This window comes from Acidovorax sp. JG5, assembly GCF_017939685.1.
Taxonomy (GTDB): Bacteria; Pseudomonadota; Gammaproteobacteria; order Burkholderiales; family Burkholderiaceae_C; genus Acidovorax.
This window is the reverse complement of the sequence record NZ_JAGKSE010000025.1, coordinates 15,980-42,188: the sequence shown is the minus strand read 5'-3', so window position 1 is coordinate 42,188 and position 26,209 is coordinate 15,980. Positions and strand designations below refer to the sequence as shown.

Sequence of the window (26,209 nt, the reverse complement as noted above, 5' to 3'; positions counted from 1 at the left end):
CGCGTGAAGGTGTCCTGGGCAAACTTCTGGTAGGCCGCCGTCCCCATGTACATCGGCACCATGTCGTAGCGCGCCAGCGCGGTTTTGTAGCGGTCTTGCTCCATGGCCTGCTTGAAGGCATCGTGCAGGCGCTTGACCACGGGCGCTGGCGTGCCCTTGGGCGCGCCAATACCGAACGGCGAGTTCTGCACGATGTCCAGGCCCAGCTCCTTGAGCGTGGGCGCATCTGGAAACTTGGCCAGGCGCTCTGCGCCCCAGGTGTTGAGCACGCGCAGCTTGCCGGCCTCGACCTGGGGAGCAAAGCCCGTGGAGTCGGCCGCCGCCATGATGTTGCCGCCCAGGATGGACTGCATGAGGTCGGCGCTGCCCTTGTAGGGCACATGCAGCAGTTCGATGCCGAGCTTTTGCGCGATCAGCTCGGTGGTCAGGTGCGGGCTGGTCATGGTGCCGGTGGAGCCGTAGCTGAGCTTGCCCGGGTTGGCCTTGGCCCAGGCGACGAAATGCGTCCAGGTCTTGAGCGGCGAATCGGCCGGCACCACGATGCCGAAGGCATAGCCGGTGACATTGATCACATAGCTGATGTCCTTGACCGGGTCCCAGTTGATCTTGGTGGTGTAGGGCAGGCGGAACACGCCCAGCGGGATCTGGGCCAGCGTGTAGCCGTCGGGCTGGGCCGTCTGCAGCGTCTGTGCGGGCAACGTTCCGCCAGCGCCGGGCTTGTTCTCGACGATCACCGGCTGACCCAGAATCTTGCTGGCGTTGTCGGCCAGAACGCGCATGGAGATGTCGGTGGGGCCGCCTGCAGGGAAGGCAATCACCAGCTTGACCGGTTTGGCAGGAAAACTCTGGGCGCTGGCAGTGCCCAGGGAGGCGGTGGCGAGAGCGGCTGCGCCCCACTGGATGATGTGTCGACGTTGCATGGTGTGATCCTGAAGGAAGGAAATATCCCATTGGACCGCAGTTGATGCACCGCAGCACTGAGGAAAGCACCTACCGACTGTCGCCAAGGCGGCAGCTGTTGACGGACGCGCTCAGTACCGCTGCGGCACATACATTTCGGGAGGCACGGGCTGGCGCAGGTATTCCGGGTTGCGTACCCGCGCTGGTAACTCCACCGGGGCGTGCGGCACCTCGTGGTAAGGCAGTTGGCCCAACAGGTGCGCAATGCAGTTCAGGCGCGCCTTTTTCTTGTCCACCGCCTGCACCACCCACCATGGGGCTTCGAGGATATGGGTGCGCTCCAGCATGGTTTCCTTGGCCTTGGTATACGCCTCCCAGCGCACACGGCTTTCCAGATCCATGGGGCTGAGCTTCCACTGCTTGAGCGGGTCGTGGATGCGGCCCAGAAAGCGCAGGTGCTGCTCGTCGTCGGTGATGGAGAACCAGTATTTGATGAGCGTGATGCCCGAGCGCACCAGCATCTTCTCGAACTCGGGCACGGTGCGAAAGAACTCTTCGTACTCGTCGTCGGTGCAAAAGCCCATCACGCGCTCGACGCCCGCGCGGTTGTACCAGCTGCGGTCGAACAGCACCATCTCGCCGGCAGCGGGCAGGTGCGCGGCGTAACGCTGAAAGTACCACTGCGTGCGCTCGCGGTCGTTGGGTGCGGGCAGCGCGGCCACGCGCACCACGCGCGGGTTCAGGCGCTGGGTGATGCGCTTGATGACGCCACCTTTGCCGGCTGCATCGCGCCCCTCGAACAGGATCACCACTTTCTTGCGCGTATGCTGCACCCAATCCTGCAGCTTGACCAGCTCGCCCTGCAGGCGAAACAGCTCCTTGAAATAAGCCTGGCGCTCCGCCCGGTCGGTGATGTGGCGGCCCTCCAGCTCGTCGATGTTGCGGTCTTCGAGCTCGAGTTCGATCTCTTCGTCATAGCTGTCCACCAGGTCGCTGGCGATGCGTCGCATCAGGTCGTCATGGTCATGCAGTGAACTGGGCAGCGTCATGGCAATGGGCTCCTGTAAAGAGCCGGCCATACTGCCCACTTAAGATGACAAATATATGTCAATACCATGACGACGCGCATGGAGCACCAGGCAGTTTGAGCAGGGCAACGAGCCCCCTCAGAGCACGCAAGCGCTCAGAGCCTGTTCAAAGCGGACGCTGCACGTCATTCTCGGACTCCCTGCGCCAGCACATCGGCATCACACCCCGCGCCGGCCGCAATCCAGCGCCGGGCCAGCCATGCCAGCGAGCGCAGAGCCCATGGATTTGTCCATCCCGTAACCGCCCCCGGGTCGCTCACCACGCCGCACAGGTAGCGCAGCTCCACGTCGCTCCAGCGCAACGCTACACACGCCCCCGCGCGACGGCGCGACACCCACATTCCCACCGGGCACGGCTCCACCAGGCAGCACAGGCCGCACCCGTTGCACGACGCCCCTTCTGCAGGCTTGGAGGGCGCTTCGGGGTGCAGCCAGACCACGGGGGTGGCAGAGGTCTTGCGTCCCGTGAGATTGAGCTTCTCCACATTCATGTCGTCAGCGCGCCAGCACGTGCGCCAGCGCCTTGCCCGTGTGCGTGCCCGCCGCCACCACATCCTCGGGCGTCGCTGCGGCAACGATGCGCCCGCCTGCGTTGCCGCCCTCCGGCCCCAGGTCCAGAATCCAGTCGGCTTCTGCGATCACATCCAGGTCGTGCTCGATCACGATCACGCTGTGGCCGCCATCCACCAGGCGGTGCAGCACGCGGATGAGCTTGTCCACATCAGCCATGTGCAGGCCCACGGTGGGTTCGTCCAGCACATACAGCGTGTGCGGCGCCTTCTGGCCCCTGCGGCCGACCTCGTCGCGCACCTTGGTCAGCTCGGTCACGAGCTTGATGCGCTGCGCCTCGCCACCACTGAGCGTGGGCGACGGCTGGCCCAGCGTGAGGTAGCCCAGGCCCACGTCCTTCAGGAGCTGCAACGGGTGCGCAATGCTGGGCATGGTGGCGAAGAAGTCCACGGCCTCGTCCACCTCCATCTGCAGCACATCGCCAATGCTCTTGCCGCGCCAGGTCACGGCCAGCGTCTCGGGGTTGAAGCGCGCGCCGTGGCAGGTTTCGCACGGCACCTTCACGTCGGGCAAAAAGCTCATTTCGATGGTGCGCACGCCCGCACCTTCGCAACTGGGGCAGCGGCCTTCGCCGGTGTTGAAACTGAATCGACCGGCCGCATAGCCGCGTGCCTTGGCCTCCAGTGTTTCGGCAAACAGCTTGCGGATGGTGTCCCAGAAGCCGATGTAGGTGGCGGGACATGAACGCGGTGTTTTGCCGATGGGCGTCTGGTCCACTTCGAGCACGCGGTCGATGCTCTCAAAGCCCGACAGGCCCGTGCAACCCACCAGCGGCGGCGCCTTGCCCGCGTCCATGGCATCGCGCCCGGCGCGGGTAGCGCGCTGTTGCACCCAGGCCTGCACGTTGGCCAGCAGCACGTCGCGCGCCAGCGTGGACTTGCCCGAGCCGCTCACGCCCGTCACCGCCACCAAGCGGTGCAGCGGCACGGTGGCCGTCACGTTCTGCAGGTTGTGCAACTGCGCGCCGTGCACAGTGAGCCAGCGCATGGCGGCGCGTTCCTTGGCCTCGGTCAGCGCGTCGGCCGCCAGCGCTGCGGCCTGTGCGGCGCGCTTCTTGACGGCAGCACTCTGCCGACCGGTGGGCGCTGCCGCCTCGGCCTGGGCAAAAGCCGCCGTGGCTTCGGCACTGACCTCGCCGGGCGCCATGCTGCGGCGCAGCTGCAGCGGGTGCTTCATGGCGTGCAGCAGGTAGCGGCCGGTTTGCGAGTCGGCCGCGCCCGTGATGTCGGCCACGCTGCCCTGCGCCACCAAATGCCCGCCGCGTTTGCCGGCGCTGGGGCCAATGTCGATGATGTGGTCGGCGCGGCGGATGGTGTCTTCGTCGTGCTCCACCACCACCAGCGTGTTGCCCTTGTCGCCCAGCTTGTGCAGGGCGTTGAGCAGGATCTGGTTGTCGCGCGCATGCAGGCCGATGGTGGGCTCGTCGAGCACGTAGCACACGCCCTGCAGGTTGCTGCCCAGCTGCGCGGCCAGACGAATGCGCTGCGCCTCACCCCCACTGAGCGTGGGCGCGCCCCGGTCGAGCGTGAGGTAGCCCAGGCCGACTTCTTCCAAAAATTCGAGGCGGCTCTGGATCTCGGGCACGAGGTCGCGGGCAATGTCGCTTTCACGTTGAGTCATGCGCTGGGGCATGCCGTCCGCTCCGCGCAGGGTCTCGATCCAGCGGCGTACGTCGGTCACCGACAGCGCGGCGATGTCGGTGATGCCGACTCCTGCAAACTTCACGGCGCGGGCCGTGGCGTTCAGGCGTGTACCGCTGCAACTGGGGCAGGCGGTATCAGCCAGGTCTTCCACCTCGGGCTCGGCAAAGGTCTGCTCGCGGCCTTTTTCCTTGTCGTCCTGCACCGAGTCGTCAAACACCTTGCGCTGGTCCTTGGTGAGCTTGACGCCCGTGCCCACGCAGTCGGGGCACCAGCCGTGTTTGCTGTTGTACGAGAACAGGCGCGGGTCCAGCTCGGCATAGCTGGTGGCGCACACGGGGCAGGCGCGCTTGGTCGAAAAGGCCTGCAGCTGGCCGATGCCTGCGGTGGGTGCGCCGCCCGCCATCGCGGCGCGCAGGTCGGTGAGGTCGCTCAGCACATGCACCACGCCCTTGCCGTGCGTGAGCGCGTCGGCCAGCGCCTGGCGCAGTACGGCTTCGTTCTCGGGCGAGACATCGAGGCTGGCCACGGGCAGCTCGATGGTGTGCTCCTTGAAGCGGTCGATGCGCGGGAAATTGGTGGTGGGCAAGAAGTTGCCGTCCACGCGCAGGTGGGTGTAGCCACGCGGGCGGGCCCAGTCAGCCAGTTCGGTGTAAACGCCCTTGCGGTTCATCACCAGCGGCGCGAGCAGGCCGATGTGCTGGCCGCGGAACTGTGTGAGCAATTGCGCCGCGATGCTCTCGGGCGTCTGCGGCTGCACGGCGGCGCCGTCCTTCGTGCAGTGCTGGGTGCCGAGCTTGACGTACAGCAGGCGCAAAAAGTGCCACACCTCGGTGGTCGTGCCCACGGTGGACTTGCGGCCGCCGCGCGACAGGCGCTGCTCAATGGCGACGGTGGGCGGGATGCCGTAGACCGCATCCACCTCGGGCCGCCCTGCGGGCTGCACGATGCTGCGGGCGTAGGCGTTGAGCGATTCGAGGTAGCGGCGTTGGCCTTCGTTGAACAGGATGTCGAAAGCCAGCGTGGACTTGCCCGAGCCGCTCACGCCCGTCACCACATTGAACTTGCCACGCGGAATGTCCACGCTCAGGTTCTTGAGGTTGTGCTCCTTGGCGTTGACGATTTCAATGACGTTTTTGGCCTCTAGCGCTTTACCAGCATGCGCAAGCAGCTCTCTTTTTCGTAGCGCCGCTGCCTTTTCGTGCACCGAATGCCCGCCTACACCCAAGGTCAGCTCGTAGTCGCGCAGCGCCTGCCCGGTGTGCGAGGTGGCGTGCGCCCGCACGTCCTCGGGCGTGCCCTCGGCCACGATGAGGCCACCTGCATCGCCGCCTTCGGGGCCCAGGTCGATGAGCCAGTCGCTCGCGCGGATCACGTCCAGGTTGTGCTCGATGACGATGAGCGAGTGCCCTGCGTCGATGAGCTTGCGCAGCGCGCGCATGAGCTTGGAGATATCGTCAAAGTGCAGACCCGTGGTGGGCTCGTCGAACAGGAACAGCGTGCCCTTGCGCGCCACGGCCTGGCGCGATTTGGACGCGCTGCGCGCCGCCTCGGCCAGAAAGCCCGCCAGTTTGAGCCGCTGCGCCTCGCCCCCGCTGAGCGTGGGCACGGGCTGGCCCAGCGCCACGTATTCGAGCCCCACATCCACGATGGGCTGCAGCGCGCGGATCACTTCGCGGTCGCCCGCAAACAGGTCGGCCGCCTCAGCCACCGTGAGGGCCAGCACGTCGGCCACGTTCATGCTCACCGTTCGTCCTGAGCTTGTCGAAGGGCGCTCGATGGTGATTTCCAGAATCTCGGGCCGGTAGCGCTTGCCATCGCAATCGGGGCAGCGCAGGTACACGTCGCTCAAGAACTGCATCTCCACATGTTCGAAGCCCGAACCGCCGCAGGTGGGGCAGCGCCCGTCGCCGCTGTTGAAGCTGAACTTGCTGGCGGTGTAGCTGCGCTGTTTGGACAGCGGCGCCACGGCAAAGAGTTCGCGGATGCTGTCCCATGCGCCCACGTAGCTCACGGGGTTGGAACGCGCGGTCTTGCCGATGGGCGACTGGTCCACAAACACCACGTCCGACAGATGGTCGGCGCCCAGCATGCGGTCGTGCGCGCCCGGCGCATCGGTGGCCTTGCCGAAGTGGCGCAGCAGCGCGGGGGCCAGCACGTCCTGGATCAGGCTGGACTTGCCCGAGCCGCTGACGCCGGTGACGGTGACCAGCCGCTGCAGGGGGAATTCGACCGACACGTTCTGCAGGTTGTGCTCGCGCGCGCCTTCGAGGATGAGGCGCGGCGTGGACTCGGTCACCATGCGCTTGAAGCCAAAGCCCACATGCTTGCGGCCGCCCAGGTAGGCGCCGGTGAGCGTGTCGGCATTGCGCAGGTCGGCCGTGGTGCCGTCAAACACGATCTGCCCGCCCAGGCGGCCCGGGCCGGGGCCCATGTCGATCATGCGGTCGGCCGCGAGCATCACAGCCGGGTCGTGCTCCACCACCACCAGCGTGTTGCCCGCATCGCGCAGGCGCAGCATGGCTTCGGTGATGCGGTGCATGTCGCGCGGGTGCAGGCCGATGCTGGGCTCGTCCAGCACGAACAGCGTGTTGACCAGGCTGGTGCCCAAGGCGGTGGTGAGGTTGATGCGCTGCACCTCGCCGCCGCTCAGGGTGCGGCTTTGCCGGTCGAGCGTGAGGTAGTCAATGCCCACGTCGCACAGGTATCTGAGGCGGGTGGTGATTTCTTCGTGCAGCAGCTTGAGCGCTTGCGCGTCGCCGCCCTTGGCGTCGTCGCCCACCGGTAGCTGCATGCGGTCAAAGAACTGGCGCAGTCGGTCGATGGGCAGCAGCATCAGATCGTGCAGGCACAGGCCGGGCAAGGCCTCCAGTTGCTCGCGCGACCATTGCACGCCTTCGGGCATGAAGCGTTTGCCAGGCTCCAGCACCGCATCGGCATCCTCCCTGCGGCCGATGCGCCAGAGCAGGCTTTCGGTCTTGAGGCGTGCACCGGCGCAGGTGGGGCACGGCGTGTAGCTGCGGTATTTGGACAAGAGCACGCGGATGTGCATCTTGTAGGCCTTGCTTTCAAGGTACTCGAAGAAGCGCTTGATGCCGTACCACTGCTGGTTCCACTTGCCATTCCAGTTCGGCGAGCCGTGGATGACCCACTTCTTGTGCTCGTCGGTCAGCTTGTTCCAGGGCGTGTCGCGCGGAATGCCGGCGGTCTCGGCGTGGCGCATGAGGTCGTCCTGCGCTTCTTTCCACGCGGGGGTCTGGATGGTCTTGATGGCACCGGCGCGCAGCGTGAGCTTGTCGTTGGGGATGACCAGGCCGTAGTCCACGCCAATCACGCGGCCAAAGCCCCGGCAGCTGTCGCAGGCGCCCACGGCGGAGTTGAACGAGAAGGCCGACGGAATGGGGTCGCTGTAGCGCAGGTCGCTATCGGGGCAATGCAGGCCTGTCGAGAAGCGCCACAGTTCGTGCGTTAGTGTTCCTGATTCCGTTCGCGTTGAGCTTGTCGAAACGCTGTCCCGGCCTTCGACAGGCTCAGGCTGAACGGCCAGGGGGATGACATAGACATTCAAGCGCCCCGTGCCGCGCTTCAGTGCCACTTCGATCGCCTCGATCACCCGCGCTTTCTCAGCGTTGCCCAGGCGAAAGCGGTCGGCCACCACATCCAGAACTTTTCGGGAACCGGTAGGCGTGGCCACTTCGCGCTCGGCCTGCACCTTGGTGAAGCCGCTGGCGGACAGCCATTGCTCGACCTGCTCAGCGCTGGTGTTCGCAGGCAACTCCACGGGGAATGTCAGGACGAGGCGCGGATCTCCTGCTGCGGCGCTGCGCTGCTGCAGCTCCGCATAAATGGTCTCGGGCGTGTCGTGCCGCACGGGCTGCGCCGTCTGCCTGTCAAACAACTGGCCCGCACGCGCGAACAGCAGCTTGAGGTGGTCGTTCAACTCCGTCATCGTGCCCACGGTGGAGCGGCTGGAGCGCACGGGATTGGTCTGGTCAATGGCAATGGCCGGGGGCACACCCTCGACCTTGTCCACGGCGGGCTTGTCCATGCGGTCGAGGAACTGGCGCGCGTAGGCGCTGAAAGTTTCCACATACCGGCGCTGGCCTTCGGCATACAGCGTGTCGAACACCAGGCTGGACTTGCCCGAGCCGCTGGGGCCGGTGACCACCGTGAGTTCGCCGGTGCGGATGTCCAGGTCCAGGTTCTTGAGGTTGTGCTGGCGTGCGCCGCGGATACGGATCAGTCCCTGGGTCATGGAAGCGGTCTTTCGGGTGTGAGGCGGAACATTCTAGGACGCCCACCGCGGCAGGCAACCACACAGCGCATTACCCCCAGCAGCAGCTGCCAGGCTTGCTTTCTGGCCACGACGTCTTCAGTAGTTGGACGCAACTGCAGCAATAGACGCTTTCCATTCGCTTTCGACTGGACACTGTCCCCCTCGTATGCCGTAAAAAATGGCATCTTGCGCCCCAAAGGACGCTGCAGCGAGCCCCTGACCGCCATGTCCACCAAGCCAACCCTCCGCTCGCTACAGAGATCCATCGACATCGCACTCTTGCGAGCAAGCGCAGACCAATGAAAAAGGCCTTGCATCTACATAGATGCAAGGCCTTTTCAGCTTCCAATGCGTCAGCTAGCAAAGCCAGCTGACGATCGGGAATTAAAAGTTGTGGCGAACGCCCAAAGCCAGCGAACTGAAGTCCTGGCCACCGGCGCCCGTCATATAGGTCGCGCCAGCCTTGTTGTCCACCTTTGTGTAGAAGGCGTACACCTTGGTCCGTTTGCTGAAATTGTAGTTGTAGCCCAGGGTCCACTGCGTAGCAGAGCTGTCAGCGATCTCGCTCCACTTACCAGCACGGCCGACGTTTACGTGGAACTCGGACGCTCCCAAGGCGTACATACCAGCCAAGCGGAAGTTGTTGCGGGTGCCCTGCAATGTCTCATCATTGCGCTGGTAATAACCACCAACGGTGAATTGACCAAAAGTGTACAGAGCGCGCAGCCCCATCTGTTTGTCATCATCAACTTGGCTATAACCAGCGCCAAGGGCCAAAGCCCCCACGTTGTAATTGGCGGCCAGGTCGTAGCCATTCTTGTTGTTGGTACCAGCGGCCTTTTCGTGCAGGTTCACAGCAGCATCAACGGTCAGGCCGCCGAAGCTGGGGGTGCGGTAACCAATCTTGTTCTTGGTACCCAGACCGTTGAACCAAACGGGGTCCTGGTACAGGGCGTCGGAAGACGAACCCGTGTCATGGTTGTGCAGGCCCACATAGTCAGCCGTGGCGTAATACGACTCAGGCGTGAAGTTGCCCAAACGCACCATACCAAAGCTGCCAGACAGATTCACTTCGCTTTGACGACCGAAGTTGATACCAGAACCCGTGCTGGCAAGACCAGGCCAGCCAGTGCCAGCGCCGGTAGTGGAGTCGAAACCGCTTTCCAGTTGGAAGCCAGCCTTCAGGCCGCCGCCCAGATCTTCCGTGCCCATGAGGCCGAAGCGGGAAGAGTTGTTTTCCATCTTGGTAGAGGTCACACCGCCCACCTTCTGGCGCTCCACGGTGGTGTTCACACGGCCGTACAGCGTGACGCTGCTTTGGGCCATTGCAGCGGTGGTGCCGGCAACTGCCAGGACAGCCAGGACGACGCGGGTCATTTTTTACATAAGGTCTCCTTTGAAACTAGTTGCCATCAGGAGGCGCACAGGTAGTTTCAGTTTTTGACTGAACCACCGAGAATGCTTCGGGAGCTCAATCTTAGGGCGCGCCACGTTGCATTGCACTATTTGCTGAAAGTTTGATGACACGAGTGATGTGCCGCCACAACAGTTGCATCCGCTCCCACTCCATCGCACCGCCACGGTGCGCAACCTGCCCCACTTTATTCACAGCGATGCGCGGCAAAACACCGTTACGGTGCACTTGCAGCGGGCACCGCGACGGGTGCGGCCGCACTGGCGGGCGCTTCTGGCGCATGGAGGGAGTCGGCACCGTGTTTTTCACCGGACATGTCCACCTTGTCACCTGCCTTCATGATGACGAACAGCGACAGTGCTGCAAACAGCACGAAACCTACGACGATCTTCCACATAACTTCTATCTCCTGGGGATGATGGGGGGGCTTGCTCAACAAAAGGGCCTCGCAGCTCTGGATGGCAGCGTGCGAGGCCCTTTTCTGGAACACAGTGCCCGCGCTCCGTGACGGAGGCCGGCACTGGCCACATGGCGGTGTGACCGTCAGTCGTTGGCGTAGATATCCACGTCCTTGGTCTCGCGGATGAACAGCGTGCCGATCACCAGGGTCATGCCCGCGATGATGATGGGGTACCACAGGCCGTTGTACATGTTGCCGGTCTGCGCCACGATGGCAAAAGCCGTGGTGGGCAGCAGGCCGCCGAACCAGCCGTTGCCGATGTGGTAAGGCAGGCTCATCGAGGTGTAGCGGATGCGGGTCGGGAACATTTCCACCAGCATGGCGGCAATCGGGCCATAGACCATCGTCACCAGCAGCACCAACCAGAACAACAGACCCACCGTCAGGACCTTGTTGGTCTTGGCGGGGTCGGCCTTGGACGGGTAACCGGCCGCCTTCAGGTCTTCGGCCACTTCCTTCTTGAAGGCGGCGATGGCCTTGGCGGACGCTTCATCGAACTGGAGGTTGACCACGTTGCCGGTGGGCGCCTCGACCGTCTTGTCACCGATCTTGATCACGGCCGGCGAGCCCGCTGGGCCTGCCACGTTGTCATAGCTCACCGAGTTCTGCACCAGGTAGCGCTTGGCGATGTCGCACGAGCTGCGGAAATCGATTTCGCGCGCCACCGGATTGCCCTGGAACGAGCACGATGCCGGGTCGGCCGTCACCACCACGCCAGCCGAGGCCTGGGCACGGGCCAGGTCCGGGTTGGCCGCTTCGGTCAGCGCCTTGAAGACGGGGAAGTAGGTCACCACCGCCAGCAGGCAGCCGGCCATGATGATGGGCTTGCGGCCGATCTTGTCCGACAGGGCACCGAACACCACGAAGAAAGGAGTGCCCAGCAGCAGCGCGGCAGCGATCATCAGGTTGGCAGTGGTGTTGTCCACCTTCAGTTGCTGTGTCAGGAAGAACAGCGCGTAGAACTGACCCGAATACCAGACCACGGCCTGGCCAGCCGTCAGGCCGACCAGTGCCAGGATCACGATCTTCAGGTTCTTCCATTGGCCGAACGACTCGGTCAGCGGTGCCTTGGAAGTCTTGCCCTCGGCCTTCATTTTCTGGAAGGCCGGTGATTCCGACAGCGACAGGCGGATCCACACCGAGATGCCCAGCAGCAGGATGGACACCAGGAACGGAATGCGCCAGCCCCAGTCCTGGAACACGGCTTCACCGAGGCTCAGGCGCACGCCCAGAATTACCAGCAGACTCAGGAACAGGCCCATCGTGGCCGTGGTCTGGATCCAGGAGGTGTAGGCACCGCGCTTGCCGTGCGGCGCATGCTCGGCCACATAGGTGGCGGCACCGCCATACTCACCGCCCAGCGCCAGGCCCTGCAACATGCGCAACGCAATCAGGATCACCGGGGCCGCGACGCCGATGGTGGCGTAGCTGGGTAGCAAGCCGACGATAAACGTCGACAGGCCCATGATCAGGATGGTGACCAGGAAGGTGTATTTGCGCCCGATCATGTCGCCCAGGCGGCCGAACACGATGGCGCCGAATGGCCGCACCAGGAAGCCTGCCGCAAACGCCAGCAGCGCGAAGATGAAGGCCGCGCCCGCATCCAGTCCGCTGAAGAACTGCTTGGCAATGATGGCCGCCAGCGAGCCGTAGAGATAAAAGTCGTACCACTCGAATACGGTACCGAGCGACGAAGCGAAGATGACCTTCTTCTCTTCGGCGGACATCGGCCGCGGTGCGGGATGTTGCGTTGCCATGGTTGTCTCCTTGGATTTATTGAATTTACAGGCACATACAAATTACCTGTGGGGTCACTATCCATTGCGCTACTGACACCGCTCTGACGCGTTTCTTACAGAAATTGACACGAAACTTCCGCGATTCTTACGGCTTGGGTAGTAACCCTCGCATGGCATTTTTTGATGCGAAAAATAGCCGGGTAATTGCTTACCAACCCGTTTTCTTCCCCGCCGGCGCAGCGCCCCATTTCCGGCGCGCATGCCACTGCAACACCCCGTTTCGTAAGCGCTTGGTCAGTGCGAATTCTCAGAATTGCGCCATGCGGTGCGACATGCCGCCCCACATTGCGCTTTCAGCGCACAACCTTGAGGAGAGACATCCATGAGCGACCCGATGGTCCAGAAAATACAAAGCCATCCGAAGTACCTGGAATTGCGCACCAAGCGCAACCGCCTGGGCATCTTCCTGACGGCACTGATGCTGGTCGTGTACTACGGCTACATCGCCCTGATTGCCTTCGACAAGCCGTTCCTGGCGCAGCCCATTGGCGCCGGCGTGACCTCGCTGGGCATTCCGATCGGCATGGGCGTGATCATCTTCACGATCGTGATCACCGGCATCTACGTGCGCCGCGCCAATGGCGAATTCGACACCCTGACCAAAGACATCCTGAAGGACGCATCGCGATGAACACCCTCCAAAAACACGCAGGCAGCGCCCTGGTGCTGCTGGCCTTGCTGGCAGCATCCGGCGCGGCGCAAGCGGCCGGTGCCGACCTGGGCCAGGCCGCCAAGCAGGCGACCAACTGGACGGCCATCATCATGTTCGGCGCCTTCGTCGCCGGCACGCTGTGGATCACCAAATGGGCGGCGGCCAAGACCAAGTCGGCCTCCGACTTTTATACCGCTGGTGGCGGCATCACCGGCTTTCAGAATGGCCTGGCGATTGCCGGCGACTACATGTCGGCGGCCTCGTTCCTGGGCATTTCGGCGGCCGTGATGGCCACCGGCTACGACGGTCTCATCTACTCCATCGGCTTCCTGGTGGGCTGGCCCATCATCACCTTCCTGATGGCCGAGCGGCTGCGCAACCTGGGCAAGTTCACCTTCGCCGACGTGGCGGGCTACCGCTTTCAGCAAGGCCCCATCCGCGCGTTTGCCGCCTCGGGCACGCTGGTGGTGGTGGCGTTCTACCTGATCGCGCAGATGGTCGGCGCCGGCCAGCTCATCAAGCTGCTGTTTGGCCTGGAATACTGGATGGCCGTGGTCATCGTTGGCGCGCTGATGATGATCTATGTGCTGTTTGGCGGCATGACCGCCACCACCTGGGTGCAGATCATCAAGGCCTGCCTCCTGCTGGCGGGTGTGACCTTTATGGCCTTCATGGTGCTGGCGCAATACGGCTTCAGCCCCGAGGCGCTGTTTGCCAAGGGCGTCGAAGTGCGCACGCAGATCGCCGCCAACACCGGCATGTCGGCCGAAGAGGCCGCCAAGAAGGGCCTGGGCATCATGGGCCCGGGCGGCTTCATCAAGGACCCGATCTCGGCCATCTCGTTCGGCATGGCGCTGATGTTCGGCACCGCCGGGCTGCCGCACATCCTGATGCGCTTCTTCACGGTGCCCGATGCCAAGCAGGCGCGCAAGTCGGTGCTGTGGGCCACCACCTGGATCGGCTATTTTTATGTGCTGATCTTCATCATCGGCTTTGGCGCCATCACCCTGGTGCTGACCAACCCTGAGTTCGCGGATGTCGTCAAGGGCGTGATCCACGGCGGCGCGGGCACGGCCAACATGGCGGCGGTGCTGGTGGCCAAGTCGGTGGGCGGCAACATCTTCTATGGCTTCATTTCGGCGGTGGCGTTTGCCACCATCCTGGCCGTGGTGGCGGGCCTGACGCTCTCGGGCGCCTCGGCCGTTTCGCACGACCTGTATGCCACGGTGTTCAAGAAGGGCAAGGCCGACAGCGCCGCCGAACTGAAGGTTTCGCGCATCACCACGCTGGCCCTGGGCCTGATCGCCGTGGTGTTGGGCATTGTTTTTGAGAAGCAGAACATCGCGTTCATGGTCTCGCTGGCCTTTGCCATCGCCGCGTCGGCCAACTTCCCGGTGCTGTTCCTGTCGGTGCTCTGGAAAGACTGCACCACGCGCGGCGCGGTGATTGGCGGTTTCCTGGGCCTGATCTCGTCGGTGGGCCTGACGGTGGTGTCGCCCTCGGTGTGGGAAGCCACGCTGGGCTACCCGGCCGGCTCGGCACTGTTCCCCTACACCTCGCCGGCGTTGTTCTCGATGACCATCGGCTTTGTGGGCATCTGGCTGTTCTCGATCACCGACAAGAGCGCCAACGCCGCGCGCGAGCGCGCTGCGTTCCCGGCACAGCAGGTGCGGTCAGAGACGGGCTTCGGGGCAGCAGGCGCATCAGGCCACTAAGACGGCGCAACCTTGCGGCGCAGCGGCATTCCCGCTGTGCCGCACCACCCCAGCCGGGCCATCCTGCCCGGCTTTTTTGCGTCTGCCACAGGGTCTGCACCACCGCCGATTACTATCAAAACAATAGCTATTAGCGCTTGATGGATAAGCGCTACAGACCGTTTTTACTCAAAGACTAATGCAGCATTGGCTGCAGCCCAGGTTCAGCCTGCGCCCTGCAACTGGCGCAGCTTGATAAAGGCCAGCGCCGCCATGACAGCGTCGTTCAGTGCGTCGTGCGCCTCGCGCCGGGGCAATCCCAGGTCTTCCATCAGGGTGGAAAAACGCAGGTCGATTTCGGCGTTGTCCTGCTGCTGGTAGGGCGGAAGTTGCCGGAACTTGTGCTCGTAGTACAGGGCTGACACTTCAATCTTGGGCTGCGGCAGCCCCATGCCCAGCAGCGGCCAAATGGCACGGTTGAGCATGGCCACGTCGAATTCGAGAAAGTAGCCCACCAGCGGGCGGCTGCCGATGAAGTGCAGCAGCTGGTGCATGGCCTGCGCCAGCGGCAGGCCCTGCGCCACGTCCCGCTCGCGCAGGCGGTGGATGCGCACACTGTCGGCCGGCACGCCTTTGCCCGGGCGTACCAGCAATTCGAGCCGCTCGCTGGTCAGGATGCGTTGGCCCACGATGCGCACGGCACCAATGGCGATGATTTCATCGCTGCGCCGATTCAGCCCCGTGGTCTCGCAGTCGAGGGCCACCCATTCATCGGGCGGCGGAGGATCGAGCAGGAAGGCATAGGCCGGATCGGCCAGGTGGTAGAGCAGCCATTGGCGCCGCAATGGCGCCAGCCAGCCGTGCGGACCTGTGACTGCCTTCACAACATGTCCAGCCGCAGGCGCTGGTGCAGCAGCACCTTGAAGCGCTTGACCACGGCCAGCGCGTCTTTGAGCAGGTCGCGCTCCAGACTGCTCAGTCGCTCGGGATCAACATGGCCGGTGACCGCACGGCCGGTGTCGATCTCGGCCAGGCCGGCCTTCAGGCGCAGGCCCATCAGCAAGTGCAGGCTCTGCACCAGCTCGTCGCCCAGCGCCGCGTCGAGCGCGCCGCCCGCCGCCAGCGCCGCAATGCGCTCGGCCGTGCCGGTGGCGGCCACGCGCCGGGCCAGGGCCAGGCTGCGCACGCCGTGCACGATGGGGAAAATGCCCGCCTTTTTCAGGCTGATCGCGTGACCTTCGTCGCCCAGGCCGAACAGGCGGCTCCACCAGCCGGTGGGGTCGCCAAATTGTTCCGCCGCCGCGGCAAACCGCGCCAGCACGGCGTCGTTGTCGGTGGCCAGCGCCATCACGCGTTCGCGCACGGAGGCCAGCAGCGCGGCATCGCCCGCCACCGCGTGCGCGTCGAGAAAAATCGCCAGCTGCAGGAGGCTGTCGCCCTCGGGCTGCAGCAGCCACTGGCGCACGCGCTGACTGAAGCTGCTGACGGTGCCGCGCCAGTCGGGGTTGCTGACCATGATGCGGCCGGGGCATTCGGGGTAGCCAAAGCTCGCCAGCACCTCGGAAAAGCGCTGGCAGATGGCAGCAAGATCGGGCGGCGCGGTGTAGCCGTCGCGCAGCACCAGGCCGTTGTCCTGGTCGGTCTTGAGCAGCTGCTCGCCACGCCCTTCGCTGCCCATGACGAACAGGCAGCTGTTGTCCACCAGATCGGCCGGCGCCACCATGGCCCAGGCGCGCTCGAACAGGCGGGCGTTGAGCTGCTGCACCAGCCGGGCCATCAGGCCGATGCGCGTGCCGCCACGGTACAGCGCCGCAATCAGCCGCGTGATCTGCGCCGCCGCCTGCGCCAGCGCGGGCAGGTCTTGGGCATGCTCGATCTGCACCGTGATCAGGTGCGAATGGTTGGCCAGAAAGCTGAACAGGTCCAGCGCTTCGAGAATGCCGCGCACCTGGCCGTCGTCCGCCACCACCACCAGGCGGTGCACGCGCCGGCGCAGCATGAGCGCCATGGCATCGCCCAACGGGTCAGACGGCCGCACCGTGACCACCGGGCTGCTGGCCAGCTCGCCCACGGCCAGCTGGTCCAGCGGGCGGCCATCGAGGATGGCGCGCTGCAGGCTGGTGTTGGTGAAGATGCCCAGCCCACCGGGCAATCCCGTCACCAGCACACTGGTGCTGCGCTGCGCCTGGAACAGCCGCACCACCGAGACGATGTCGGTGCCGGCATCCACGGTGTGCACGGGACGCAGAAAAGCCTGGTCCACGCGTGCCATGGTGAGCGACTGGCGCTCGTGCTGGTCGGCGCGCTGCGCCAGCGCACTGAGCTTTTGGCCCAGGTCGGAAAACAGCAGCGCGCCAAAGGTGGTGTTGCGCGCGATGAGCTCGTTGACCGCCTCGCGCGCGAGCTGGTAGGCCACCACCTCCTCGGCCGCCACGAAGCGGCTGCCCACGCGCCCGGTCATCAGGCCGCAGCCGTCAAAGCAGTCGTCGGGGCCGTAGCTGGCCAGCACCTCGTCGCCCTCGGTCTGCGTGACGTAGCCCTTGATGATGACGAACAGGTGCGTGGGGGCCACGCCCACGTCCAGCACCACGGCGCCTGCGGGGAAATAGGCGATGTCCACGCTGGCGCGCACCAGGCGCTGTTCGTCCGGGCTCAGGCAGTCAAAGGGCGAGGCGGCAAAGTTGAAAGCATTGGGCATGGTGGGGCGATGAAGGGGCCGCTGGGACGAGCGGCCGCTCCATTCAACCCGGCAGGCCTTGCGCCACGCTTGCAGCGGCGTCCCATTCGTGCTCGAACCAGTTGTCGCCTTCCAGATAAGCGCGCAACATGGTCAGGCTGTCCAAGCCCCAGAAAAACTTGCCATCGACCTCGAAGGCCGGCACGCCAAACACGCCGCGCGCGGCGGCGGCATCGGTGTTGCTGCGCAGCAGCGCCTTGGCGCGTGCGCCATCGGCATCGTCGGGCTGCAGCTGCGGCTCCAGCGCGGCGGCCAGGGCCGTGAGGCGCTGCGCATCCAGCGCGTCGTGCCCGCCCTGCCACACATGGCGCAGCAGCGTGCCGGCCACAAAGCGGTTGATGCGGCCGTCGCGGCTGCAGGCCAGCGCCTGGCGCAACAAGGGCAGCGGATTGAACGGATGCCGCGCCGGCATCGCAAGCGGCACGCCCAGCGAGTGGCCCAGCCAGGTGACATGGCGATAGGTCCAGTCGCGCTTCGGAAGAATGCCCGCCGGCCCCGGGTTGCCATGCTGCTTGAGCAGCGCACCCAGCAGCACCGGGCGGTATTCCACGCTGTAGCTCAGGCCTTCCAGCACCTCGGGCAGGCGCTCGAAAGCCAGCCAGGCGTAGGGCGAGACAAAATCCAGGTAAAAGGTGATGTGCTTCATGTCGACTCCTTGGCCACGGCTTCGGGCGGGAATGGCATGCCGGCGCGCTGCGCCAGCCGCGCCCAGATGGCCAGGCGCTCGGCGCTGTCGGCCAGTGCCCAGGCGCGGATCTCGGGGATGGTGCGAAAGCACCCCTCGCAGCGGCTCTGGTCTTCGGTCATGCGGCACACCGAAATGCAGGGCGACGGGATCACTTCGTCAGAATCGGCATCAAAATAGCCTGCAACGCTTAACAGTTGTGCGCGAGCAGCTATTGATTTTGCAGCATTCATGCCACCACCTCCTGCACCACGTCCACCACCGGGGCGCCTGTCAGGCGCTGCAAGTCGCCCGGATGCAGCGCAAAAACGCCATGCGGGTGCCCGGCGGCCGCCCACACCACGTCAAAGCGCAGCAGCTCCTGGTCGATCAGCGTGACCGGCGGCGTGGCGTGCGCGATGGGCGAGACACCGCCGATCGAAAACCCCGTGCGCTCCTTCACGAAACCGGCATCGGCCCGGCCGATCTTGCCCACATGGGCCTCAACCTTTTTTTCGTCCACGCGCCGGTCGCCCGAGGTGATGACCAGCACCGCAGCGTCGTCGCTCTTGCGCCGAAAGATGATGCTCTTGGCCACCTGCCCCACCAGAATGCCCAGCACATCGGCCGCCTGCTGCGCGGTGCGCGCGGCGTCGTCGAGCATGCGCGGCATATGGGGGTGGCCCTGGGCCTGCAGGGCCGCCGCCACCCGCTGCACCCCTTCGGGCAGCGCCTTCAGCTGGGCGCCGCACATGGCTTGCTCTGCCGGCGCCATCAGCCGGCCCTCTTGGCGAGCAGCGCCGTGGCCGCGCGCGAGTGGGGCTTGCGGCCCAGGAAATCGCTGATGTAGGCGCCCGCGTCCACGAGCTTGTCGAGGTCAATGCCCGTCTCGATGCCCATGCCGTGCAGCATGTAAACCACGTCTTCGGTGGCCACGTTGCCCGTGGCGCCCTTGGCGTAGGGGCAGCCGCCCAGGCCCGCCACCGAGGTGTCGAACTGCCACACGCCCATCTCCAGCGTGGCCAGGGTGTTGGCCAGCGCCTGGCCATAGGTGTCGTGGAAATGGCCCGAAATGTCGTCAATGCCGTAATGCTGCAGCGTGGCCTCGACGGCGCGCTGCACCTTGCGCGGCGTGCCCACGCCAATGGTGTCGGCCACGCCCACATGCTGCACGCCAATCTGTTTCATGAGGCCCGCCAGATACGCCACGCGCTCGGGCGCCACCTCGCCTTCATAGGGGCAGCCCACGGTGCAGCTCATGGCGCCGCGCACGGCAATGCCCGCTGCGCGCGCCGCCTCGACCACGGGCGCAAAGCGCTCGATGCTTTCGGCAATGGAGCAGTTGATGTTTTTCTGGCTGAAGGCCTCGCTGGCCGAGCCGAACACCACGATTTCATCGGGCCGGTCGAGCACGGCGGCTTCGAAGCCCTTGAGGTTGGGCGTGAGCACCGAATAAACGACGCCGCCCTGGCGCGCGATGCCGCCCATCACCTCGTGGTTGTCGGCCATCTGCGGCACCCATTTGGGCGACACATAGCTGGTGACTTCGATGTTTTTCAGGCCTGCGTCCTGCAGGCGGTGCACCAGGCCGATCTTGACGGCGGCCGGCACGGGAGATTTTTCGTTTTGCAGGCCGTCGCGCGGGCCGACATCGACGAGTTTGACGCGTGGGGGAATGCGCATGGGAAAGTCCTTCCATCCAATCTGCGGGCCGGCGGCCCGGTCAATAGCCGCGCCCGGGGTCCACGATACCGGCAATGGCCTCGCCCCGCGCCAGGGCGCCGATCTTGCCTGCGATCTGGGCAATGCTTTCCTCGCGCAGCGTGCGCGCCGAGGTGTGGGGCGTGGCGGTGATTTGGGGGTGGTTCCAGAACAGATGACCGGCGGGCAGCGGCTCGGTGCGGAACACGTCGAGCGTGGCGCCAGCAAGATGGCCGCTGTCCAGCAGCGCCAGCAGGTCGGCATCCACCAGGTGCGCGCCGCGCGCCACGTTGATGACGTAGCCGCCCGGCTGCAGGCGCGCCAGGTTGTCACGGTTCAGGATGTCCTGCGTGTCCGGCGTGAGCGGCAGCAGGTTGACCAGCACGCGGCTGGCGGCCAGAAAGTCGTTGAATTGATCCGCGCCCGTAAAAGCACGCACGCCGTCAATCGCCTTCGGGCTGCGGCTCCAGCCGTTGATCGGAAAATCAAACTGCGCCAGCGCCTTGGCCACACGCTCGCCCAGCACGCCCAGGCCCATCACGCCCACGGGGAAATCCTGGCGCAGGCGCGGCTTGCGGTAGGCCCATTGCCCCGCGCGCATGCCGGCCTCGTACTGGTCGAATTCGCGGAAATGGCGGATGACCGCGTGGCACACATACTCGGCCATCTGCACGGCCATGCCGGCATCGTCCAGCCGCACCACCAGTGCAGCGGCCGGCAGGCGCAGCTTGAGCAGCGCATCCACGCCCGCGCCAATGTTGAACAGGGCTTTGATGCCCTGCTGTTCGTCCATGAACTGCTGGGGCGGCGCCCAGACCACGGCGTAGTCGGCCTGCGGCGCGCCGGGTTTCCAGACGGTGATATCGGCCTGCGGCAGGGCGGCCTGCAGGCCCTGGAGCCAGGGCTCGGCCTTGGTATCGGTACAGCAAAAGGTGATTTTCATGGCGGCCAAGGGTAACGGCATTACGCCCCCGGTGCTGTCGCGCACGGGGGTTCCCACCGGGGCATTACGCCTTTTCAGCCGCCACCAGTTTCAGCAGCTCGGCCCCTTCGGTCACCTGGTCGCCGGGCGCGTACAGGAGCTCGGCCACCACGCCATCGACCGGCGCGGCAATGGTGTGCTCCATCTTCATGGCTTCCATCACCGCCAGCGGCTGGCCCTTGGTGACGGCATCGCCCGCCTTCACGGCGAACGACACCACCTTGCCAGGCATGGGGGCGGTCAGGCGCCCACCTTCGGCCGCTGCCTCGCCCGCGTGGGCCAGCAGGTCAATGGCGGTGATCTGCGTGGCCCCCTGCGGAGTAAACACATGGTCCACCTCGCCCTGCGCATACACGGCAGCGCGCGTGCGCTGGCCGGCAAACTGCAACTCAATGCCGTCGGCCTGCGCAGAAAACACCAGCGGCCCGGCCACGGCGGCATCGCCCTCGCCGACTGCAAAATGCAGGCTGCCGCCACGCTCGTAGGTCAGCCAGGCCTTGGCATGTTCACCACCAAACTCAAATTCAAACCGGCGCTGCACCACGCCATGCGAGTGAAAGCCATCGCGGCGGCTGAACGGGTCCACACCTTCGCTGGCACGCTCATTCAGCAGGGTCTGCGCCACGGCAGCTGCGGCAGCCAGCGGCAGGCCCACGGGCTCCTGGTGGAACAACACAGCCTGCTCGCGCGGGATCAGCGCCGTGTCGAGCTTGGCGCTGGCAAACGCCTCGGTGCGCGCCACGCGGCGCAGAAACTGCACATTGGTCGCCAGGCCCACGATGTGGGTCTGCGCCAGCGCTTCATCCAGCCGCGCCAAGGCTTGCTCGCGCGTGTCGCCGTGCACGATGAGCTTAGCCACCATGGAATCGTAGAACGGGCTGATCGCATCGCCCTGGCGCACGCCGGAGTCCACGCGCACCGCGCCCCTTTCAAACGTCACGCACTCGGGCAAGCCATACACATTGAGCGAGCCCGTGGCGGGCAGGAAGTTGTTGTCGGGGTTCTCGGCGCAAATGCGCGCCTCGATGGCGTGGCCTGTGATGCGCAGGTCTTCCTGCTTCAGCGGCAAGGGCTCGCCAGACGCCACACGCAGCTGCCACTCCACCAGATCGAGGCCCGTGATGGCCTCGGTCACGGGGTGCTCCACCTGCAGGCGCGTGTTCATCTCCATGAAGTAGAACTTCATCTGCTCAGGCGCGTCGTAGCCGCCGGGCTGCTCGACGATGAACTCCACCGTGCCTGCGCCCACGTAGTTCACCGCCTTGGCGGCGGCCACTGCGGCCTCGCCCATGCGGGCGCGCAGCTCGGGCGTCATGCCGGGGGCGGGCGCTTCTTCCAGCACCTTCTGGTGGCGGCGCTGCACGGAGCAGTCGCGCTCAAACAGGTAAACACAGTTGCCGTGTGTGTCACCAAACACCTGAATCTCGATGTGGCGCGGGCGTTGCACGTATTTCTCGACCAGCACCGCGTCGTCGCCAAAGCTGTTGATGGCCTCGCGCTTACAGGAGTCGAGCGCGGCCGCAAAGTCCTCGGCCTTGTCCACGGCGCGCATGCCCTTGCCACCGCCGCCAGCGCTGGCCTTGATGAGCACCGGGTAGCCAATGCGGTCAGCCTCGCGCTGCAGCAGAGCGCGGTCCTGGTCAGCACCGTGGTAGCCGGGCACCAGGGGCACCTGGGCCTGCTCCATGAGGCGCTTGGACTCGGCCTTCAGCCCCATCGCATTGATGGCGCTGGCGGGCGGGCCGATGAAGACCAGGCCTGCGTCGGCACAGGCCTGGGCAAAGTCTTCGTTCTCGCTCAAGAAGCCGTAGCCGGGGTGGATGGCCTGCGCGCCCGTGGCCTTGGCAGCGTCGATGATGCGCTCCCAGCGCAGGTAGCTGTCCTTGGGCGCGCTGCCGCCGATGTGCACGGCCTCGTCGCACACGGCGACATGTTTGGCGTTGGCATCGGCGTCGGAATACACGGCGACGGTTTTCACGCCCAGGCGGCGTGCAGTGGCAGCCACTCGGCAAGCGATCTCGCCGCGATTGGCAATCAGGATCTTTTTAAACATGGCGCCCTCCCGCGGCGAGATCGCCTGCGCACGCTGCGCGTGCCAAGCAATTTGCAGAAACATCCGCTGCGCGGGTGCTTTGCTTCGCCTGGCCGAAGGCCAGAACACCGCGATTGGCGATCAAAATCTTTTTGAACATTTAAGCCACCTTGGCAGAACCAGAAAAGAAAGAGGAAAGACGCCGCACCACCGCGCGCAGAAACTTGAACAGCACCACCAGCAGCAGCACCGAAACGATCACCATCACGACCAACGCAATGCCGAACGCCACCGGGTGCTGCGTGGCCAGCCACACCACGGCCACCACCAGGCCGTCTTCAAAGAACGACAGGCCCCAGTTGGAAAACGGCTCGGGCGATGTGTTTACCGCCGCGCGCGTGGTCATCTTGGTGGCCAAGGCCGTGGCAGAGAGCGAGCCCCCCAGCAGCCCCGCCACCACGGCCATGGTGGCGTTGTCGGCGCCGAACACGCCGTAGGCCAACGCAGCGCCCGCGGGTACGCGGATGAAGGCGTGGATGGCATCCCAGGCGCTGTCCACCCAGGGCACCTTGTCGGCAAAAAATTCCACCATCAGCATGAAGCCGCTGACCATCAGCACCAGCGGGTGCTGCAGCATGGCCAAGCCGGGCGGCAGGGGCATCCAGCCCAGCACACCCATCATGCCAACGAGAAACACCACGGCATACAGCCGGAACCCACTGGCCCAGCCCAGTGCGGCGGCCAGTGCCAGCAGGCTGGGCATGTCGAGTTTTGCAGTTGCTGTGGCCGCCGCGTCGCCCACGGCGCGCGCGGTGCCGCCATCCACATGCAGCCCCAGCGTGTGGAGCCACTGAACGATGTTGAACCCGAGGGTGTCCATGGCCTGTACCGATCAGCCCAACCAGTTCGGCTTGCGCTTGTTCAGGAACGACTGCACGCCTTCCTTGCCCTCGTCGCTGGCGCGGATGTCAGCAATGCCCTGCACCGTGGCGGCAATCAGGTCGGCGTTGATCTCGCGCTCTGCCACATCCATCACCAGCTTCTTGCACACGCGCACGGCGTTGGGGCTGGCGGTGGTCAGGGCTTTGAGCAGTTCATCCACCTTGGCGTCGAGCTGGTCTGCGGCCACCACTTCATGCACGAAGCCAAAGCGCAAGGCTTCGGCCGCGCCAAAGCGTTCGGCCGTCAGAAAGTACCGGTGCGCAGCGCGCGCACCCATGGCGCGGATCACATAGGGGCTGATGGTGGCGGGGATGAGGCCCAGCTTCACTTCGCTGAGGCAAAAGCCCGCCGTGTCCACCGCCACGACCATGTCGCACGCGGCCACCAGGCCCATGCCGCCCGCGTACACATCGCCCTGCACGCGGGCAATCGTGGGCTTGGGGCATTCGTAGATCACGCGCAGCATCTCGGCCAGCTTGCCCGCGTCGGCGATGTTCTCGTCCCGCGTGTAGTCGGCCATGCGGCGCATCCAGTTAAGGTTGGCACCGGCGCAGAAGGCAGGGCCTTCCGCTGCCAGCACCACAGCTCGCACATCAGCGCGGCTGCCCACATCCATGAAGGCAGCCGTGATCTCGGCAATGACTTCGTCGCTGAAGGCGTTGCGGATCTCGGGCTGCGTGAGCGTAATGCGCGCCACGGCGCCGGTCTGGGTGATGGAAAGGTTCTGGCTGCTCATGGCTTAGACGGGTTTTGCAAGAAGTAGACAAGGTTCAGCTCCGGACAGGGCTGGCCCAGCGCGGTCAATGCCGCAGTGATCCGGCAGCGCCCGCACGGCATCGAGCACGCGCGCCGTGGCCCACACGTTGTAGCGTGCAAGTTGGGTGAAGTGGGCAACAGCGTCCATGGCAGATCCCGGCGCGGTTACATGCGGAACAGACCGAACTTGGTGTCTTCGATCGGCGCGTTGCGCGTGGCCGCCAGGCCCAGCGCCAGCACGCGGCGGGTGTCGGCGGGGTCGATCACGCCGTCGTCCCACAGGCGGGCGGTGGCGTAGTAGGGGTGGCCCTGGTCTTCGTATTGGCGGCGGATGGGGGCCTTGAAGGCTTCTTCTTCCTCCATGCTCCACTGCCCGCCTTTGCCCTCGATGCCATCGCGCTTCACCGTGGCCAGCACGCCCGCCGCCTGCTCACCGCCCATGACGCTGATGCGTGCGTTGGGCCACATCCACAGAAAGCGGGGGCTGTACGCGCGGCCGCACATGCCGTAGTTGCCCGCGCCAAAACTGCCGCCGATGATGATGGTGAACTTGGGCACGCTGGCCGTGGCCACGGCCGTGACCATCTTGGCGCCGTTGCGGGCAATGCCTTCGTTTTCGTACTTGCGGCCCACCATGAAGCCGGTGATGTTCTGCAAAAACACGAGCGGAATCTTGCGCTGGCAGCACAGCTCGATGAAATGCGTGGCCTTGAGCGCCGACTCGCTGAACAAAATGCCGTTGTTGGCGATGATGCCCACAGCCATGCCCTCGATGCGCGCAAAGCCCGTGACCAGTGTGGTGCCGTAGCGCGCCTTGAACTCGTCAAACTCACTGCCGTCGACGATGCGGGCGATGATCTCGCGCACGTCAAAGGGTTTGCGCGTGTCTACGGGGATCACGCCGTAGAGTTCTTCTGCTGCGAATTTAGGAGCTATTGGCGCTTTATCCGCGGGCGCTAGAGCCTTGTTTTTATTCAAATTGCGCACTGCATTGCGTGCCAGCTGCAGTGCGTGCAGGTCGTTCTGCGCCAGGTGGTCGGCCACGCCGGACAGGCGCGTGTGCACGTCACCGCCGCCCAGGTCTTCGGCGGTGACGACCTCGCCCGTGGCGGCTTTGACCAGTGGCGGGCCGCCCAAAAAGATGGTGCCCTGATTCTTGACGATGATGGACTCGTCACTCATCGCGGGCACATACGCGCCGCCCGCCGTGCAACTGCCCATGACCACGGCAATCTGCGAGATACCCATGGCGCTCATATTGGCCTGGTTGAAGAAGATGCGGCCAAAGTGGTCGCGGTCGGGGAAGACCTCGTCTTGATTCGGCAGGTTGGCGCCGCCCGAATCCACCAGGTAGATGCAAGGCAGGTGGTTTTGTTGCGCCACTTCCTGCGCGCGCAGGTGCTTCTTGACGGTGAGCGGGTAATAGGTGCCGCCCTTCACCGTGGCGTCGTTGCACACGATCATGCAGTCCACACCGCTCACGCGGCCAATGCCCGCGATGAGGCCCGCGCTGGGCGCGTCGTTGTTGTACATGTTCAGCGCGGCCAGCGGCGCCAGTTCGAGGAACGGCGTGCCCGGGTCCAGCAGCATCTGCACGCGCTCGCGCGGCAGCAGCTTGCCACGGGCGACATGCTTGGCGCGGGCAGCCCTGCTCGTCTCAGTGTTGCCACCCTGAGCCACCTTGTCGAGCTGGGCGCGCAGGTCATCCACCAGCGTGCGCATGGCGGCGGCGTTGGCCAGAAAGTCCGCCGAGCGGGCGTTGAGTTGGGTGTCGAGAATGGTCATGCTGTCGTGCTCTTTCAAGCGGTTTTCTGTTCAACGAGAACGGGCGGGGCCTTGATGTCGTCGCGCACCCTGCACTTGTGGCACCAGCCTGTCACCGACATCGGGAACGCTGCACCA

At 65.1% G+C, this 26,209-nt stretch carries 22 protein-coding genes; 2 read left to right on the top strand and 20 right to left on the bottom strand.

What is annotated here, in order from left to right:
• The 7 genes from J8G26_RS16865 to J8G26_RS16835 form a co-directional block, all read right to left on the bottom strand.
• Positions 1–920 (bottom strand): tripartite tricarboxylate transporter substrate binding protein (locus J8G26_RS16865; protein ID WP_210570326.1); only part of this gene is annotated, 920 nt, incomplete at its 3' end.
• Positions 921–1,031: 111 nt separating this feature from the next.
• Complete coding sequence (gene ppk2 / locus J8G26_RS16860; protein WP_087748152.1) at positions 1,032–1,949, bottom strand: polyphosphate kinase 2; 918 nt, start codon at positions 1,947–1,949, stop codon at positions 1,032–1,034.
• A 164-nt stretch (positions 1,950–2,113) separates the two neighbouring features.
• Positions 2,114–2,479 carry a hypothetical protein gene (locus J8G26_RS16855; protein WP_087743746.1) on the bottom strand — a complete coding sequence of 122 codons (366 nt, stop codon included), beginning with the start codon at positions 2,477–2,479 and terminating at the stop codon, positions 2,114–2,116.
• A gap of 4 nt (positions 2,480–2,483) precedes the next feature.
• Positions 2,484–8,453: an excinuclease ABC subunit UvrA gene (gene uvrA, locus J8G26_RS16850; RefSeq protein WP_210570324.1), complete on the bottom strand. Its 5,970-nt coding sequence runs from the start codon at positions 8,451–8,453 to the stop codon at positions 2,484–2,486.
• 405 nt (positions 8,454–8,858) lie between these two features.
• Complete coding sequence (locus J8G26_RS16845; protein ID WP_246881447.1) at positions 8,859–9,851, bottom strand: porin; 993 nt, start codon at positions 9,849–9,851, stop codon at positions 8,859–8,861.
• Positions 9,852–10,105: 254 nt separating this feature from the next.
• The gene (locus tag J8G26_RS16840; RefSeq protein ID WP_210570322.1) at positions 10,106–10,285 is read right to left on the bottom strand and encodes a hypothetical protein; all 180 of its coding nucleotides are present in this window, start codon (positions 10,283–10,285) and stop codon (positions 10,106–10,108) included.
• 146 nt (positions 10,286–10,431) lie between these two features.
• Positions 10,432–12,105: an MFS transporter gene (locus J8G26_RS16835; protein ID WP_210570320.1), complete on the bottom strand. Its 1,674-nt coding sequence runs from the start codon at positions 12,103–12,105 to the stop codon at positions 10,432–10,434.
• Between the two features lie 364 nt (positions 12,106–12,469).
• Between J8G26_RS16835 and J8G26_RS16830 the strand changes: the two genes are divergently transcribed.
• Together J8G26_RS16830 and J8G26_RS16825 are read left to right on the top strand one after the other, a co-directional pair.
• Complete coding sequence (locus J8G26_RS16830; protein WP_087743739.1) at positions 12,470–12,778, top strand: DUF485 domain-containing protein; 309 nt, start codon at positions 12,470–12,472, stop codon at positions 12,776–12,778.
• Positions 12,775–14,514, top strand: coding sequence for a cation acetate symporter (locus J8G26_RS16825; RefSeq protein WP_210570318.1), 1,740 nt, complete (start codon positions 12,775–12,777; stop codon positions 14,512–14,514). The genes J8G26_RS16830 and J8G26_RS16825 overlap by 4 nt, the downstream gene beginning before the upstream one ends.
• Positions 14,515–14,717: 203 nt before the next feature.
• Here the strand turns inward: J8G26_RS16825 and J8G26_RS16820 are convergent, their stop codons facing one another.
• From J8G26_RS16820 to J8G26_RS16760, 13 genes are all read right to left on the bottom strand, one after another.
• Positions 14,718–15,377, bottom strand: coding sequence for a 3'-5' exonuclease (locus tag J8G26_RS16820; protein ID WP_210570316.1), 660 nt, complete (start codon positions 15,375–15,377; stop codon positions 14,718–14,720).
• On the bottom strand, positions 15,374–17,191 hold the full coding sequence (locus tag J8G26_RS16815; RefSeq protein WP_210570315.1) for a putative nucleotidyltransferase substrate binding domain-containing protein: 1,818 nt from the start codon (positions 17,189–17,191) through the stop codon (positions 15,374–15,376). Before J8G26_RS16815 ends, J8G26_RS16820 begins: the two co-directional genes overlap by 4 nt.
• A gap of 43 nt (positions 17,192–17,234) precedes the next feature.
• Positions 17,235–17,876, bottom strand: a complete 642-nt coding sequence (locus tag J8G26_RS16810; protein WP_210570311.1) for a 2-hydroxychromene-2-carboxylate isomerase — start codon at positions 17,874–17,876, stop codon at positions 17,235–17,237.
• Positions 17,873–18,148 carry a DUF1289 domain-containing protein gene (locus J8G26_RS16805; RefSeq protein ID WP_210570310.1) on the bottom strand — a complete coding sequence of 92 codons (276 nt, stop codon included), beginning with the start codon at positions 18,146–18,148 and terminating at the stop codon, positions 17,873–17,875. Before J8G26_RS16805 ends, J8G26_RS16810 begins: the two co-directional genes overlap by 4 nt.
• On the bottom strand, positions 18,145–18,648 hold the full coding sequence (locus J8G26_RS16800) for a YbaK/EbsC family protein (RefSeq protein WP_087748151.1): 504 nt from the start codon (positions 18,646–18,648) through the stop codon (positions 18,145–18,147). Before J8G26_RS16800 ends, J8G26_RS16805 begins: the two co-directional genes overlap by 4 nt.
• A gap of 20 nt (positions 18,649–18,668) precedes the next feature.
• Positions 18,669–19,577 (bottom strand): hydroxymethylglutaryl-CoA lyase, encoded by a 909-nt coding sequence (locus tag J8G26_RS16795; RefSeq protein ID WP_210570309.1) that lies wholly within the window; start codon positions 19,575–19,577, stop codon positions 18,669–18,671.
• Positions 19,578–19,617: 40 nt separating this feature from the next.
• A complete protein-coding gene (locus J8G26_RS16790; RefSeq protein ID WP_210570308.1) occupies positions 19,618–20,538 on the bottom strand; it encodes a glyoxylate/hydroxypyruvate reductase A in 921 nt (306 codons plus the stop codon).
• A gap of 64 nt (positions 20,539–20,602) precedes the next feature.
• Positions 20,603–22,630, bottom strand: coding sequence for an acetyl/propionyl/methylcrotonyl-CoA carboxylase subunit alpha (locus J8G26_RS16785; RefSeq protein WP_210570306.1), 2,028 nt, complete (start codon positions 22,628–22,630; stop codon positions 20,603–20,605).
• A complete protein-coding gene (locus J8G26_RS16780; protein WP_157667102.1) occupies positions 22,623–22,769 on the bottom strand; it encodes a hypothetical protein in 147 nt (48 codons plus the stop codon). Before J8G26_RS16780 ends, J8G26_RS16785 begins: the two co-directional genes overlap by 8 nt.
• Positions 22,770–23,489 carry a DUF4126 domain-containing protein gene (locus J8G26_RS16775; protein ID WP_210570303.1) on the bottom strand — a complete coding sequence of 240 codons (720 nt, stop codon included), beginning with the start codon at positions 23,487–23,489 and terminating at the stop codon, positions 22,770–22,772.
• Positions 23,490–23,501: 12 nt separating this feature from the next.
• Positions 23,502–24,287: an enoyl-CoA hydratase/isomerase family protein gene (locus tag J8G26_RS16770; RefSeq protein ID WP_210570302.1), complete on the bottom strand. Its 786-nt coding sequence runs from the start codon at positions 24,285–24,287 to the stop codon at positions 23,502–23,504.
• Between the two features lie 3 nt (positions 24,288–24,290).
• Positions 24,291–24,455, bottom strand: a complete 165-nt coding sequence (locus tag J8G26_RS16765; RefSeq protein WP_210570299.1) for a hypothetical protein — start codon at positions 24,453–24,455, stop codon at positions 24,291–24,293.
• A gap of 17 nt (positions 24,456–24,472) precedes the next feature.
• Positions 24,473–26,092, bottom strand: a complete 1,620-nt coding sequence (locus tag J8G26_RS16760; protein WP_210570297.1) for a carboxyl transferase domain-containing protein — start codon at positions 26,090–26,092, stop codon at positions 24,473–24,475.
• Positions 26,093–26,209 lie beyond the last annotated feature (117 nt).